Raw genomic sequence first — 14,306 nt, 5'->3', positions numbered from 1 at the left:
TTTTACATGCGTTAAAAAAATACAAGTCTTTGTCCTGTTCTTTCCGGGTTTTTAGTTTTACCTCAGCTATTTTAGATAAATTGAGTTCTCGCCAATATGAAAATCCGCACAGCCATATTTATTTTTCTTTTTTTTACCGTCATTGCATCAGGCATGATATGGCACGTCAAGGTGCTCCAATCGAATGTGGTAGAAAAATCGAGCCTTAATTACGCCAAATTATATAGTGATTCTATTATAGCATTCAGAACCTTATATTCTTCAGAAGTAGTTAAAGCGGCAGAATCTTTTGGTCTGGAGGTTACTCATGATTACTACAGAAAAGAGAGAGCCATACCTCTCCCTGCAACGCTTAGTATCCTCCTTGGTCAAAAAATAGGTGAAATCGGTTCGGGTGCAACGGCTCGTCTTTATAGTCCTTATCCTTTTCCATGGAGGAAGGAGGGTGGAGGTCTTAAGGATGATTTCTCCCGAAAAGCATGGAAGGCCTTAAATAAAGATCCGGATCAGCCCTTTTATCAATTTGAAGGCAAAAAGGGGTATAAGGTTTTGCGCTATGCTGTTGCCGACAGGATGAGAGAAAGCTGTATCGATTGTCATAACCAACACCCGGATTCACCGAATAGAGCCTGGAAAATAAATGATGTTAGAGGGGTTCTTGATATAACGGTTCCTCTCGATTCAGTTATAAATTCTACAAAAGACGATCTTCAGATTACTGCTGCTCTATATTCAATCCTTGCTTTCTTTTGTGTTGGTGGCCTCGTATCTATGATAGCCAGACACAGGAAACAGTCTTTAGTTCTGGAAGAAGCTGTAAGACTGAGAACTTTTCAGCTTGAACGTGAAAAGGGGAGAGTAGAGAAAGCAAGTCAGGCAAAAACAGAATTTCTTTCCAAAATGAGCCATGAATTAAGAACGCCTCTCAATGCAATTATGGGATTTGGTCAATTACTGAATTCTAATTTAAAAACAGAAACAGAAAAGGATTATTGCAAGGAAATTACGGGAGCGGGAAGTCATCTGCTCGCGCTCATCAATGAAGTGCTTGACCTGTCTAAAATCGAATCGGGCTGTTTGAAACTGGATATTGAACCTGTATCTGTTCACGAGATAATTTCAGCCTCATGCCGGCTGATAAATCCGCTTGCCGAAGGAAAAAATATTACTGTTTCTTATGAAGAAAAGGAAAAAAATATTTATGTTTTTGCAGATAAAAAAAGTTTGAAACAGGTAATTATAAATCTTCTGTCAAATGCTATTAAATATAACCGTGAAAATGGAAGGGTTGAAATAACGGTTAATATCAAAAAGAATGACAACGTCAGAATTAGTATTTTTGATTCAGGCCATGGGCTGGATGATAAACAGGTAAAGGATCTTTTTCAGCCCTTTGAACGTGTTGGCGCTGAAAATAGTGGTGTAGAGGGCCTTGGTATCGGTCTTGTTATCTGCAAGAACCTGATGGAAGCGATGAATGGAAATATCGACATCTCCAGTGACCCGGGAAAAGGGAGTACTTTTTCGGTGGAACTCCAACGATTTAGCGGTAATTAATTATAAGATCAGAGTAATTTCATAATCAAATTATTTAACCTTTTAGATTAAACGGTTCTTCTCATCGCTTATTGTCTTGACATTTAAGGGCGCCCGTTGCCATTTATGAACGGCATGTGCAGCTTCAAAAAAGCGACATTCCGGCATGCAATTTTTACAGGCAGACTTGTTATAGTCCGCAATTTTTGCCTTGAACCTGACTTTCCAGACGCCTTACATTATCCCCCCGATGATTAGAGATTCCCTTCTTTTGTTTTAAATCAAAATCCAATTTTTTTTGAACCCTTTTTAAAGCAGTCTTATCTCAATCAGTGTTGCAAAACTGAGTTTCATTAAAAGGGGAACTTATTCTTGTTAAGTGCTAAAGAACCCCCAAATATAATTAGAGAATTGGAGAAGACTATGTTTAGCAAAGTAGTAATGGTTCTTTGTTTGATTGCTGCGCTATCTATCGTTAATGTCATACCGGTCAATGCTGAATATGGCGACATTATCATGAACAGATCTGCTTCCAGCATGAGAAAGGCAGGTGTCAAGGACGTACTTTTTCCTCACTGGTTTCATAGAATCAGGTATAAGTGCAAGGTTTGTCATGAAGATATATTCATATTGAAAGCCGGCGCAAACAATATCGATATGAATATGATTATGAATGGTGAAAAATGTGGCGCCTGCCATAACGGGATTATTGCCTGGGAGCCCCTTTATTGTGACAGATGTCATAGTCAGGTTGAAGGATGGGCTCCCGGTGCAAAGCAGAGTTCTAAAAAATTAAAATAACCTTCATTTTGAGGCTTATTATGTATAAAAAAAATAATAGATGTTTTTTCCGGGTTATTTCAATTATTTCTTTAATTCTTTTTTCCAGCTTACCACTTGGGGCTGCCGAAAAAGAGAAGAGTGATCCTGCAACAGGGGAAAAAGAACTCGCTTCCTCTGAAAAATCAAAGGCACCGACGCTTCCTTCTACACTCAGTGCCGGCTTTCTTGACTGGAAGCCTGCAAGTATTTCGGAACTTAATTTTCCCAGGGATCGTTTCGGTCTCGCCGATTGGGTAAAGCTGGTAAATGAAAAGAAGATTGAACCCAAGGGCAGTTTGGATCCTGAATGGACTCCCGATGATGAATTGGTTATTGATTCAAAAGTGCTTTTCCAGACAAAAAGTGATTTTATGAATGATGTCATCTTCCCTCATCAAGTCCATTCCTGGTGGCTTTCCTGTGAAAGCTGTCATGATACGGCAGGAGGCCCTATTTTCCAGATGCAGGCTGGAGCTAACAGGGTTTTGATGCCGGAGATCGTTGCGGGAAAATGGTGTGGAAGATGCCATGGAAAAACGGCTTTTCCGCTGGCTGACTGCAAAAGATGCCATACCCGGTCCAAAAAGATTGAGCCCACAGAAGATATGATTACCAGAGGCGTTGTCGTGCCGCCTCAGGAGATAGCTCAGGAAACTATGGATATAATCATTTTTAACCGATATCAAAGAAGAAGAGACCAGGCTCATATTCCACCTGCACAATTTTCACATTCTGCTCATCAACGTGACAATATGGCGTGCAGTGATTGCCATCCCTCAATATTTATACCGATTGCGGGAACCAATGATATTACGATGGTCAAGAATATGAACGGTGATTTTTGTGGTAAGTGTCACAGTGGTGATAAAGACTCTCCTTTGTCGAGTTGGGATTTGACACATTGTAAAAACTGTCATATTGGTCTCCAATAATCAGTACATCAATTCAATTTATGCGGTGACTGCCACTTAGCGTTGGCAGTCGCCGTTTTTTTCTGATACTGCTCCCTCCTTTCAACCGGTAATTCAATTTACCTATTGTGTTATTCCTTTTTTTTTGTTAGAAGAAATAAGAAATTTAAAGGAAGGTAATGAATTATGCAAACCAGGTTATGTCCTCAGTGTGGCGCTGAATATTTTTCTCATGTCGATTCCTGTGCAGATTGCCATGTTCCTCTCAAAGATTTTCTGGAAATAGAGAAGGAAAACGAAGAAAAAGAGCGCTTTTACCAGGAATCAGGTGGCGAAATAGTTCCTGTCAAGGAAGGAAACGGTCCGTGGCTCAAAGAATTAAGACGTGTCCTGCTTGATAAGGGTATTGAGAGTTGCATCAGTTTAGCGCCGGGGTGCAAGCCTGGTAACTGCAGCTCCACATCATTATTGTTTATTGCTAAAAATGACCTTGAAAGTGCAGAAAAGTGTTTAAATGAATATTATTTATCAACACATCCTGAAAGCAATGATGTAAACCCTGTTGAAGAAGAAAATTGTCCGGCATGTGGATATCATGCGCCGGAAGGCGTTAAAGAATGCCCTGATTGTGGTTTAGTTCTTATTTTTGAAGAATATTAAGACTTTAAAGTTGACTATCATTAATAAAGATGATAATAATTTTGACATGAAATACTTAAAGTCGAATAAAGGTGAATTAACGCTCGGTGGAATCGTTTTAATTCTGGTTTTGCTTGCTGTAGCGTATATTGGCGTTAAAATGGCTATACCGCTTGTAAGATATCAGCAAGTAAAAGAAATATTCAGAAAAGAGGTTGCTCATTTGAAAACTGCAAGTGTGCCTGAAGTGAGGAGAGTAACCCTGATTCAACTGAATGACATTAGAATTAAGCTATACCCGGATGAAGACTTTGAAGATGGACTGAGAATATACAGAGAAGAAGAAGAACAGCCTTACATTATGGAAGCCGCCTATGAGCATGTTGTTTCCTTTCCCGGTGGATACAAATATAAATATGTATTTTATCCCAGAAGAGTAGCAAAGTGGAAATAGTCTGGTGCAACAGAACCTGATGCTTTAATAGATATTATTTATAAAAAAAGACTTTGCTTATTTAGGTTTTTTCCCGTAATGAATCTCCTTGACACCCCCCGGATAATTGTATACAGTATACATTCTTTTTTTCTCTCGGAAATAATAACACATCTACGGTTTTAGATCTTTATTTTAGGAGGCACTGAAATGGGTAGGAAAAAGATTACTGTCGTCGGTGCAGGCCATGTAGGAGCGCACTGCGCACTATGGGCTGCGACCAAGGAGCTTGGCGACGTAGTTCTTGTCGATATAGCGGACGGTCTTCCGCAGGGCGTCGGTCTCGATCTGGCGGAAACGGGCCCTGTTGAAGGTTTTGATTCCATTATTGTTGGTACTAATGGTTATGAAGAAACAGCGGAGTCGGATGTCGTAATAATTACGGCAGGACTTGCACGAAAGCCGGGTATGAGCCGTGATGATCTTTTAGCCACTAATGCAGGTATCATTAAGGGGATTACAGAGGAGATTGTCAAGTATTCACCAAATTGTACCATCATTATGGTAACTAATCCTCTTGATGCTATGGTTTATGTTGCAAAAAAAGTGAGCGGTTTTCCAAAAAACAGAGTCATTGGTATGGCTGGCGTGCTTGATTCCGCACGTATGAGAACCTTTATCGCTATGGAACTCGGTGTGTCCGTAGAAGACGTTACTGCTTTTGTTCTTGGTGGTCATGGTGACACGATGGTTCCTCTCCCAAGATATTCTACGGTGGCCGGAATCCCAATTACAGAACTCTTACCTGCCGATAAGATTGAAGCAATCAATGAGCGTACCAGAAAAGGCGGTGGTGAAATTGTAGCGCTTCTTAAAACAGGTAGCGCATATTATGCCCCTTCCGCTTCTGCTGTTGAGATGGCTGAAGCCATAATAAAGGATAAAAAGAGAATTCTTCCCTGTGCGGCTTATCTCGAAGGTGAGTATCATATTGATGGTTACTATATGGGTGTTCCTGTTCTGCTCGGTAAAAATGGAGTAGAAAAGGTCATTGAGATAGAACTTAGTGACGATGAGAAAAAAGCACTTGATCATTCCCTGGATGATGTTAAGAGAAATGTGGAGAAGTTAAACGTCTGATGAGAACAATAACAGCTTCTGATATTACCCCCCTTGTAAAAGAAATGTGCATGTCAGCCAACTTTGATTTGGGTGATGATGTGCTCGATGCATTCAGGAATGGTCTTGAAAGAGAAGAGTCCCATGCCGGGAAAGCCGTTCTTGAACAACTCTTAGAAAATTCACGTATAGCCAGAGAAGAAAGATCGCCCATGTGCCAGGATACGGGCTTCGCCGTATTCTTCCTGGAACTTGGGAGAGACTTGCATATTGACGGTGATATTTACTCTGCCATTAATGAAGGTGTAAGACAGGGCTATGAAGAGGGGTTTCTTAGAAAGTCAATCGTTTCTCATCCTATCAATCGTGTAAATACCAAAGATAATACGCCTGCCATCATTCATATCGAAATCGTTCCCGGTGACAAACTGAAGGTTACTTTTGCTCCCAAAGGTGGTGGAAGTGAAAATATGAGTTCTCTCAAAATGCTTAAACCTTCTGACGGTATTGAAGGTGTTAAAGATTTTGTTGTCGATGCCGTAAAAAAGGCAGGACCCAATCCATGTCCTCCTATTATAGTGGGCGTTGGACTTGGTGGTACCTTTGAAAAGGCGCCCTATCTTGCAAAAAAAGCGCTTCTTCGCCACGTAGGTGAGAGGAGTTCAGTCCCTGAAGATGCGAAGCTTGAAGAAGACCTTGAAGGACTCATCGGTGATCTTGGTATAGGTCCCATGGGGTTCGGCGGAAGAGTGACTGCGCTTTCTGTTCAGGTAGAAAGTCATCCCTGCCATATCGCTTCTCTTCCCGTCGCTGTTAATATTCAATGCCATGCTGCTCGTCATAAGGAGGTTGTCATCTGATGGAAGGAATGAAGAAGCTGACTACACCTCTTAGTGATGCCGATGTGGAATCTCTGAAAGTTGGTGATAAAGTATCACTTACCGGTGTTATTTATACAGGCAGGGATGCTGCACATAAACGCCTCGTGGAGCTTTTAGATGAAGGAAAAGAACTTCCTTTTGATCCAAAGGGACAGATCATATATTATGTGGGTCCTGCACCGGCCAAGCCGGGTAAACCAATAGGTTCTGCCGGACCAACAACGAGTTACAGGATGGATGCCTATACACCCAGATTGATTGAAGTCGGTCTCAAAGGGATGATAGGAAAAGGATCAAGGTCAGCCGAAGTTGTAGATTCAATGAAAAAGCATAAGGCTGTTTATTTTGCAGCTGTTGGTGGAGCGGCTGCGCTTATAGCAAAAAGAATTATAAGTAAAGAACTTGTAGCCTATGAAGATTTGGGTCCTGAGGCTATTTTCAGACTTGAAGTAGAGGATTTTCCCGTGTTAGTTGCTAATGATGTGACCGGAGAAGATCTTTACAAAAAGGGAGTTGACTCCTACAGGAGGGATTAAGGATGAGTGCTGACGGTCACCATGAAGTAGCAAAAGACGAATACATTGCACAAATTGAAGAGCTCAGTGGGGAAGATGTAAGCAAGTGTTACCAGTGCGGTAAATGTACGGCTGGTTGCCCTATGGCTGAGAAGATGGATCTACCTCCTTCAATGGTTATGAGGTATATGCAGTTAGAATTGTCCGATGATTTGAAAAAAGCGACTTCCAGGTGGGATTGTGTCGGTTGTCTTGTTTGTGGAAGCAGGTGTCCCAAGTTTTGTAATCCCGGTGCCGTTATGGAAGCACTCAGGATGGAAGATATGCGCAGTGGAAACAGGGATGAAGTCATCGAAAAGCTTCCTGTCAATTTTGTTAAAAATGCACCGCAGCAGGCAATCGTGAGCGGTTTTAGAAAGTACGTACCATAAAAGGTGTTATGATGAATATTCCATACTATCCCGGATGTACATTAAATACGAATGCAAAGGACCTTCAGCAATGTGCTGAATATTCGGCCCAGGCTCTCGGTTTTTCAATGGTTGAACTGACCGATTGGAATTGCTGCGGTGCTTCATTGCCACTTACTGACAATAGTTCCATGGGTTATGCCGGTCCTGCTAATGTACTCATAAATGCGAAAGAAGAAGGAACTAAAGAGGGCAACGAAGATAAGTTGACTACTCTCTGCGCCGTTTGCTACAACGTCCTGAAGAGGACTAACTATGCATTTAACAATGATAATAATAAGCTCGATACTGTAAACTCCCTGTTGGAAACAGATTACAAAGGGGATACCAATGTCCTTCATTATCTCGAAGTATTAAGAGATGAGATTGGCTACGATAAGGTTAAAGAAAAGGTAACTACTCAGTTGAAGGGATTAAAAGTAGCTCCATATTATGGATGTTTTCTTTTGAGACCACATAATGAAGTTGGCCTTGATGATCCTTATTCTCCGACAATATTTGAGGGTCTTCTTGAAACTCTCGGTTGTGAAGTTGTTGATTTTAGTCATAAGGGTGAATGTTGCGGCTCTTACAGTGCAATGACTAATCCTGAAAATGTTGCCAACTGTTCTTTTGGTGTTGTTGAATCTGCAGTCGCCGCTGGTGCTGATATTATTGCAACAACCTGCCCCTTATGTCAGTTCAATCTCGATGGAAACCAGGTTAAACAGAAGTCCCACTTTGGTGATCTCGATGAAATGCCCATTATTTACTTCACTCAGCTTTTAAGTATTGCTCTTGGAAAAGATATTAATAGCATTTCCTTTGATTCAAACAGTATAAGTCCGTTACCTCTTTTAAAAGAAAAAGGGTTCGTGTAAAGGAGAGAATATGTCTAGAACAGGTGTATTTGTTTGTCATTGTGGAACTAATATATCTGCGACGGTTGATGTTGTAAAAGTCGCGGAAGAGATGAAAAATCAACCCGGTGTTGTCTATACGGAAGATTACAAGTTCATGTGCTCCGCACCGGGGCAGGGGAAGCTGAAGGAGATTATAGAAGAAAATAAACTCGATAGTGTTGTCATTGCGGCTTGCTCACCTCATATGCATGAAAAAACCTTCCGAAACGCTTCTGAGGCGGCAGGTCTTAACGCATTTAAAGTTGAAATGGCAAACATCAGGGAGCAATGCTCATGGGTTCACCCTGACAAGGCTGAAGGGACGGTAAAGTCGCTTGACCTGACCAAAAAGATGATTGAGAAAGTCAGGAACAATGAAGAATTAGAAAAGATTACTATGCCTGTTACCAAAAGGGCACTCATTGTTGGCGGTGGAATTGCCGGAATCCAGGCAGCTCTTGACATTGCTGCATCAGGAACTGAAGTTGTTATTGTTGAAAAGTCCAGCTCCCTCGGTGGGCATATGATTCAGCTTTCAGAGACCTTTCCTACGCTCGATTGTTCACAGTGCATTATGACGCCAAAAATGGTAGAGGCCTCTCTCAATCCGAACATCAAGATTTATACCTATGCTGAAGTTGAAGCGCTTGATGGATTTGTTGGCAACTTCAGATTACGCATTAGAAAAAAAGCAAAAAGTGTTATAGAAGATGAATGTACCGGATGCGGTATATGCATCGAAAAATGTCCTAAAAAAGTTCCCAATCCATTTGAGATGGGTTTGGGTATGACTAAATCCATCTCTGTTCCCTTTCCTCAGGCTGTTCCAAATGTTCCTGTTATTGACAGGGATAGCTGTATTTATTACAAGACTGGAAAGTGCCGGGTCTGTGAAAAAGTGTGTGGACCTAAATGTATCGACTTTGAACAAAAAGATGAGATTATCTATGAAGATGTAGGCGCCATAGTTGTAGCTACCGGTTATGATACCATGCCTCTCGATAAGTTTGGAGAGTACGGTTATGGAAAATTTAAAGATGTAATTGATGGTCTAACCTTTGAAAGAATGGCTAGTGCTGCCGGATATACGGCAGGCGAAATTCAGAGGCCTTCTGATGGAAAGGTTCCCGAAACGGTCGTATTTATCCAGTGTGTCGGGTCAAGAGATGAGAGTAAAGGCGTCAGTTACTGTTCAAAAATTTGCTGTATGTACTCAGCTAAACATACCATGCTTTATAGACATAAGGTTCATCATGGTAAAGCCCATGTCTTCTATATGGATATCAGAGCTGGTGGAAAAAACTATGAAGAGTTTGTAAGACGTGCAATAGAAGAGGATGGTGCTCAGTATCATAGAGGGAGAGTTTCGAGAGTATATGAAAGAGAGGGTAAGCTCATTGTTAAGGGCGCTGATACAATTAGCGGAAAGCCACTCACAATAGAAGCCGATATGGTCGTTCTTGCAACAGCTATGACGGCCAGAAAAGGCGCTGATAAACTAGCTCAGACTCTAGGTATTTCTTACGATAAATATCAATTCTATTCTGAGTCTCATCCAAAACTGAGACCTGTTGAAACAAATACGGCGGGAATTTTCCTTGCTGGTGCATGTCAAGGGCCGAAAGACGTCCCTGAAAGTGTTGCTCAGGGCTCGGCTGCTGCATCAAAGGTTCTTGGTCTTCTTTCTCAGGAAACTCTACAAAGAGAACCTATTACAGCAGAGGTTAATGAGGCTAATTGTATCGCATGTTTTGATTGTTTGAATATTTGTCCCTATGGAGCGATTACATCGAAGGAAATAAAAGATAGGGATGGCAACCTTATTAAAGAAGTTGCCGAGGTGAATCCCGGTGTATGTATGGGATGTGGGCTATGCAATGCTGCATGCAGATCAAAAACAATTGAGCTTAGAGGCTTTTTGGATTCGCAGATATTTGCAGAAATTAACTCACTGGCGGCCTAAAAAGCATAAAACTACCAAAGCTGTAAAACGGCTTAGTATTGAAAACTGTTAGAGGGAATGTATGTCTGAAGAAAGCAAAAAAACAGAAAAGGAATGGAAGCCGAGAATCATTGCTTACGTCTGTAACTGGTGTACCTATGGAGGTGCTGATCTTGCAGGAACGAGCAGAAAGACCTATGATGCGTCGGTAAGGGTTATTAAGCTTCCATGCACTGGAAGAATTGATCCGCTGTTCCTGATTAAAGCATTTGAAAGAGGTGCTGATTCGATTCTTGTATCCGGTTGTCACCCCGGTGATTGTCACTACAATACAGGTAACTTTCATGCCAGAAGAAGGTGGACTGCTTTTAGAGACCTTCTAGAGTTTAGTGGGATTGATATGAGAAGGCTTCACTTCTCCTGGATTTCTGCGGCTGAGGCTGTCAAATGGGTTGATGTTGTAAATGATGTTTCTGAAAAAACAAAGGAACTTGGCCCATATGATGAATTCCAGAGAATTAACGAGAGGATAGAGGAGTATGATGGAATCTTTGCGCAGCAAGGCTAAGGAACTTCTACAAAGTGGTGATGTGACCACGATTATTGGTTACGCTGCCGGAACCAAGAAGGGTAAGACAAAGCCTTATTTTGCCTATACACCGGAAGAGTGTGAAAAACTGATATTTACACCTGCCTGCGTCAACAATCTTGTTATATATCTTACACGCAAGTTTGATTTTATGAAAAAAGGGAAAGTAGCCATTGTTGCAAAGGGTTGCGACATTAAGACTATTAACGTTCTCATCCAGGAGAACCAGTTTAAAAGAGAAGATATCCTAATTCTGGGAGTTACCTGTGATGGTGTTGTCGATAAGGAAGTTGTTTACGACGGAAACACTCTTAGCGATGATGAGAAATCGATAAAATGTATCACTTGCGATGTAAATACGCCTACCGACTTTGATCATCTATTTGGCGAGGGAGTGGAATCTAATGCCCTAGAACCAATGACCGGTGGTATTTATGATGAGGTTGATAGAGTCAGGGGATTATCTCAAAGTGAAAAGTGGAACTACTGGATGGAGCACTTTGACAGGTGCATTAAATGTTATGCCTGCAAAAAGGTTTGCCCCCTTTGTTATTGTGATGTTTGTATTACCGAGAAGAACAGACCACAGTGGATCGAAACAAGCGCCCATTCCAGAGGAAACTACGCATGGAATATTAAGCGTGCAATGGATTTGTCGGGCAGATGTACCTTCTGCGGCGAATGTGACAGGTCCTGTCCCGCTGAAATACCTTTGAATGTTATTAACCAGGAAATGTCCAAGCTCAATTACGAAGCCTTTGAGGGGTATAGAGCAGGATACCAGACTGAAGAGATACCACCTTTTGTCTCCTTCAAGGAAGACGATAAAGAAGATTTTATCAGGTAGTTTTACGGAGAAGATATAATGACACTTAAGCTGCTGAAAGAAGATGGCCTGAAAAAACTTGTTGAAGCGATGAATGCCGCTGATACGAGAGTCGTAGGACCTAAAAAGAACGAAGCCGGAATGGTGATATATGATGAGGTTTCTCAAGTGTCTCAACTTGACCTTGATGAAATAATTGGAAGGTACTCTCCTAAAGATGCTTTCTTTCCACAACATGAGACTGTCATGAGATATAAGCTCGATGGCACGAATGTTCATGTTGAGCCTGAAAAGCCCACCATTAAGGAGACTGTACTTCTGGGCGTGAGGCCTTGTGATGCAGCTGCTGTAATTTCATTAAACAGTGTTTTTACCTGGGATTACATAGACAACCTTTTTACTGAGCGTAAGAAGAAGGTAACCATCATTTCTGTTGCATGTAATAATGCTGATGAAAGTTGTTTCTGTACTTCTGTAGGTTATGCCCCTGATGGAACTGAGGGGAGTGATATCCTTCTTAAAAAGACAAAAGAGGGCGGTTATTTAGCTGAAGTAGTTACAGAAGAAGGGGAAGCTCTTGTTGCCAGGTACAGTGACATTTTTCTAGAAGGAAATGAGGCTACTGAAATAGAACCTATTGCTGAGGTAGCCGATCTGGGTGTGAGCATTGACAAAATTAAGGCATGGCTCGATGATCCTAAAAACTTCGAACATAAGGTTTGGGATGATCTGGCTGCCAAATGTGTCGGCTGTGGCGGATGCACCTTTGTTTGCCCAACCTGTCACTGCTTTGATCTTGTTGACGAACCATACGGTGATCAAGGCAAAAGAGTTAAAAACTGGGATGGATGTCAGTTTGATCATTTTACGCTTCATGCATCAGGCCATAATCCGAGAGAGCATCAGTCGCAAAGATGGAGAAACAGGTTTAGCTGTAAGTTCAAGATCTATCCTGACAGGTTTGAAAAGAAGGGCTGTGTAGGATGTGGTCGATGTATAAGGGTTTGTCCTGTTAATGTGGACATTACGGAAGCAATGACGGAAATCTCAGAGATGTCGGTTTAAAGGAGAAATTTCAGATGCACAATCTTTACGTTCCACACCTCATGACCATAGAGGATATAACCGTAGAAACTCCCGATGTTAAAACCTTTCAACTTGTATTTAAAGATGAAAAAATGCGGGATAGTTTTGAATTCAAGACCGGTCAGTTTGGTGAATATTCCGCCTTTGGCCATGGGGAGTCAACATTCTGCATTGCTTCAGCAGATACGAGAAAGGGATATATACAGTGTACCTTTAGAAAAGTTGGTAAGGTTACTGAGGCACTTTCCAGGTTAGAAATAGGTGATACTATCGGGTTCAGGGGACCTTATGGCAATACTTTTCCCGTTGACCAATGGAAGGGTAAAAACCTGATATTCGTTGCCGGTGGTATTGCTCTTCCTCCACTTCGTTCCGTTATCTGGACCGTTCTTGACCAACGTGAAGATTTCGGCGACATTACAATCGTTTACGGTGCAAGATCGGTAGCCGACCTTGTTTATAAGGAAGAATTAAAACACTGGGAAGAACGAAAAGATGTAAAGATGGTTACAACTGTCGATCCTGGTGGTGAAACACCGGAATGGAAAGGGAAGGTTGGCTTTGTACCGACAGTTTTGGAAGAGACGAATCCATCGAGCGAGAATACCATAGCCATTGTATGCGGACCACCCATAATGATTAAATTTTCACTTCAATCACTGGAAAAGCTCGGTTTTACAGAGGATCAGGTCATATCGACCCTTGAAAACAGGATGAAGTGCGGTTTGGGTAAATGCGGACGCTGCAATGTTGGCAATATTTATGTTTGTAAAGACGGACCGGTTTTTACGGCGGCAGAGATAGCTGCAATGCCGAATGATTTTTAGAGTATTTATTGGAGGATTAGATGGGAAAAGATAAGAAAATAAAGCCTGCTATCGCCTGCGGTGACAAAACAATCCTGCCGGAAGGTGCAAAAAAGATTCCCCTTGTTATAATGGGGAAGGAATATATGATTCCCGAGACGCTGACCGTGATGAAAGCGGTAGAGTATGCAGGTTATCAGTATACAAGAGGATGTGGCTGTCGTGGTGGAATCTGTGGGGCTTGTGGCTTTTTCTATCGATTTGAAGGTGATTATAAGCTGAAAACCGGTTTAGCATGTCAAACGGTTGCTGAAGCAAATATGATTATTACTCAATTGCCTTTCTTTCCTATGAAGCGATCAGCTTATGACATTGAAGGTCTTGAAGGTAGTCCTGAAGAAATTATAAGAACACATTATCCTGAAGTTTTTAAATGTGTCGGTTGTGCTACCTGCACAAGAACGTGTCCCATGGATATCGACGTTATGGGTTATATCGCTGCAATGAAGCAGGGTAACATTAGCAAAGCTGCTCACAAATCCTTTGATTGTATTCTTTGCGGTTTATGTGCCAGCCGTTGCCCTGCACAGATTTCACAGCCTAATGCAGCTCTCATGGCTAGAAGGCTTCATGCAAAAATTCTTACGCCTGCAGCAGCGCATATGAAAAGCAGGGTTGAAGATGTAAATGCTGAAAAGTACGTACCTATGCTGGATGAACTTGCTACCCTTGATGAAGATTCTCTCAAGAAACTTTATCTTGAAAGAGAGAGGGAACCCGATCTTGCTAAACCGGGCGAATGGATGCCTGAAGATAAAAGTCGCCTCTAATATATTGAGATTTTATAAGG

16 protein-coding genes are annotated in these 14,306 nt (G+C 41.6%); all 16 read left to right on the top strand.

Annotated elements, in window-relative coordinates; genetic code table 11:
• Window positions 1-96: 96 nt before the first annotated feature.
• The 16 genes from OEV42_01755 (at window position 97) to OEV42_01680 (ending at window position 14,286) form a co-directional block, all read left to right on the top strand.
• The gene (locus OEV42_01755; protein MDH3972980.1) at window positions 97-1,557 is read left to right on the top strand and encodes an ATP-binding protein; all 1,461 of its coding nucleotides are present in this window, start codon (window positions 97-99) and stop codon (window positions 1,555-1,557) included.
• Window positions 1,558-1,959: 402 nt separating this feature from the next.
• On the top strand, window positions 1,960-2,337 hold the full coding sequence (locus OEV42_01750) for a hypothetical protein (protein ID MDH3972979.1): 378 nt from the start codon (window positions 1,960-1,962) through the stop codon (window positions 2,335-2,337).
• 20 nt (window positions 2,338-2,357) lie between these two features.
• Complete coding sequence (locus OEV42_01745; GenBank protein ID MDH3972978.1) at window positions 2,358-3,290, top strand: hypothetical protein; 933 nt, start codon at window positions 2,358-2,360, stop codon at window positions 3,288-3,290.
• 165 nt (window positions 3,291-3,455) lie between these two features.
• Window positions 3,456-3,929 (top strand): hypothetical protein, encoded by a 474-nt coding sequence (locus OEV42_01740; protein ID MDH3972977.1) that lies wholly within the window; start codon window positions 3,456-3,458, stop codon window positions 3,927-3,929.
• Window positions 3,916-4,362 carry a hypothetical protein gene (locus OEV42_01735; protein MDH3972976.1) on the top strand — a complete coding sequence of 149 codons (447 nt, stop codon included), beginning with the start codon at window positions 3,916-3,918 and terminating at the stop codon, window positions 4,360-4,362. Before OEV42_01740 ends, OEV42_01735 begins: the two co-directional genes overlap by 14 nt.
• Window positions 4,363-4,551: 189 nt before the next feature.
• A complete protein-coding gene (gene mdh, locus OEV42_01730; GenBank protein ID MDH3972975.1) occupies window positions 4,552-5,481 on the top strand; it encodes a malate dehydrogenase in 930 nt (309 codons plus the stop codon).
• The gene (locus tag OEV42_01725; GenBank protein MDH3972974.1) at window positions 5,481-6,320 is read left to right on the top strand and encodes a fumarate hydratase; all 840 of its coding nucleotides are present in this window, start codon (window positions 5,481-5,483) and stop codon (window positions 6,318-6,320) included. Before mdh ends, OEV42_01725 begins: the two co-directional genes overlap by 1 nt.
• Entirely contained in the window at window positions 6,320-6,877 is a 558-nt protein-coding gene (locus OEV42_01720) for a Fe-S-containing hydro-lyase (protein MDH3972973.1), read from the top strand. The genes OEV42_01725 and OEV42_01720 overlap by 1 nt, the downstream gene beginning before the upstream one ends.
• Before the next feature lie 2 nt (window positions 6,878-6,879).
• Window positions 6,880-7,287, top strand: coding sequence for a 4Fe-4S dicluster domain-containing protein (locus OEV42_01715; GenBank protein MDH3972972.1), 408 nt, complete (start codon window positions 6,880-6,882; stop codon window positions 7,285-7,287).
• Between the two features lie 8 nt (window positions 7,288-7,295).
• Window positions 7,296-8,186 (top strand): CoB--CoM heterodisulfide reductase iron-sulfur subunit B family protein, encoded by an 891-nt coding sequence (locus OEV42_01710; protein MDH3972971.1) that lies wholly within the window; start codon window positions 7,296-7,298, stop codon window positions 8,184-8,186.
• A gap of 10 nt (window positions 8,187-8,196) precedes the next feature.
• A complete protein-coding gene (locus OEV42_01705) occupies window positions 8,197-10,170 on the top strand; it encodes a CoB--CoM heterodisulfide reductase iron-sulfur subunit A family protein (protein MDH3972970.1) in 1,974 nt (657 codons plus the stop codon).
• 61 nt (window positions 10,171-10,231) lie between these two features.
• Window positions 10,232-10,717 carry a hydrogenase iron-sulfur subunit gene (locus OEV42_01700; protein MDH3972969.1) on the top strand — a complete coding sequence of 162 codons (486 nt, stop codon included), beginning with the start codon at window positions 10,232-10,234 and terminating at the stop codon, window positions 10,715-10,717.
• A complete protein-coding gene (locus tag OEV42_01695) occupies window positions 10,689-11,585 on the top strand; it encodes a 4Fe-4S dicluster domain-containing protein (GenBank protein MDH3972968.1) in 897 nt (298 codons plus the stop codon). The genes OEV42_01700 and OEV42_01695 overlap by 29 nt, the downstream gene beginning before the upstream one ends.
• An 18-nt stretch (window positions 11,586-11,603) precedes the next feature.
• Window positions 11,604-12,629 carry a 4Fe-4S dicluster domain-containing protein gene (locus tag OEV42_01690; GenBank protein MDH3972967.1) on the top strand — a complete coding sequence of 342 codons (1,026 nt, stop codon included), beginning with the start codon at window positions 11,604-11,606 and terminating at the stop codon, window positions 12,627-12,629.
• A 14-nt stretch (window positions 12,630-12,643) separates the two neighbouring features.
• Window positions 12,644-13,477, top strand: coding sequence for an FAD/NAD(P)-binding protein (locus tag OEV42_01685; GenBank protein MDH3972966.1), 834 nt, complete (start codon window positions 12,644-12,646; stop codon window positions 13,475-13,477).
• Between the two features lie 20 nt (window positions 13,478-13,497).
• Entirely contained in the window at window positions 13,498-14,286 is a 789-nt protein-coding gene (locus tag OEV42_01680) for a 4Fe-4S dicluster domain-containing protein (GenBank protein ID MDH3972965.1), read from the top strand.
• Window positions 14,287-14,306: the final 20 nt, after the last annotated feature.

Source organism: Deltaproteobacteria bacterium (genome assembly GCA_029860075.1).
In the GTDB taxonomy this organism is placed as follows: domain Bacteria; phylum Desulfobacterota; class JADFVX01; order JADFVX01; family JADFVX01; genus JAOUBX01.
This window is presented reverse-complemented; position numbering and strand designations above follow the sequence as displayed.

Excerpts from the sequence above, each read along its gene's own strand:
- OEV42_01755 (MDH3972980.1), top strand. The coding sequence starts at position 97 with ATGAAAATCCGCACAGCCATATTTATTTTTCTTTTTTTTACCGTCATT.
- OEV42_01750 (MDH3972979.1), top strand. The coding sequence starts at position 1,960 with ATGTTTAGCAAAGTAGTAATGGTTCTTTGTTTGATTGCTGCGCTATCT.
- OEV42_01745 (MDH3972978.1), top strand. The coding sequence starts at position 2,358 with ATGTATAAAAAAAATAATAGATGTTTTTTCCGGGTTATTTCAATTATT.
- OEV42_01740 (MDH3972977.1), top strand. The coding sequence starts at position 3,456 with ATGCAAACCAGGTTATGTCCTCAGTGTGGCGCTGAATATTTTTCTCAT.
- mdh (MDH3972975.1), top strand. The coding sequence starts at position 4,552 with ATGGGTAGGAAAAAGATTACTGTCGTCGGTGCAGGCCATGTAGGAGCG.
- OEV42_01725 (MDH3972974.1), top strand. The coding sequence starts at position 5,481 with ATGAGAACAATAACAGCTTCTGATATTACCCCCCTTGTAAAAGAAATG.
- OEV42_01720 (MDH3972973.1), top strand. The coding sequence starts at position 6,320 with ATGGAAGGAATGAAGAAGCTGACTACACCTCTTAGTGATGCCGATGTG.
- OEV42_01715 (MDH3972972.1), top strand. The coding sequence starts at position 6,880 with ATGAGTGCTGACGGTCACCATGAAGTAGCAAAAGACGAATACATTGCA.
- OEV42_01710 (MDH3972971.1), top strand. The coding sequence starts at position 7,296 with ATGATGAATATTCCATACTATCCCGGATGTACATTAAATACGAATGCA.
- OEV42_01705 (MDH3972970.1), top strand. The coding sequence starts at position 8,197 with ATGTCTAGAACAGGTGTATTTGTTTGTCATTGTGGAACTAATATATCT.
- OEV42_01700 (MDH3972969.1), top strand. The coding sequence starts at position 10,232 with ATGTCTGAAGAAAGCAAAAAAACAGAAAAGGAATGGAAGCCGAGAATC.
- OEV42_01695 (MDH3972968.1), top strand. The coding sequence starts at position 10,689 with ATGATGGAATCTTTGCGCAGCAAGGCTAAGGAACTTCTACAAAGTGGT.
- OEV42_01690 (MDH3972967.1), top strand. The coding sequence starts at position 11,604 with ATGACACTTAAGCTGCTGAAAGAAGATGGCCTGAAAAAACTTGTTGAA.
- OEV42_01685 (MDH3972966.1), top strand. The coding sequence starts at position 12,644 with ATGCACAATCTTTACGTTCCACACCTCATGACCATAGAGGATATAACC.
- OEV42_01680 (MDH3972965.1), top strand. The coding sequence starts at position 13,498 with ATGGGAAAAGATAAGAAAATAAAGCCTGCTATCGCCTGCGGTGACAAA.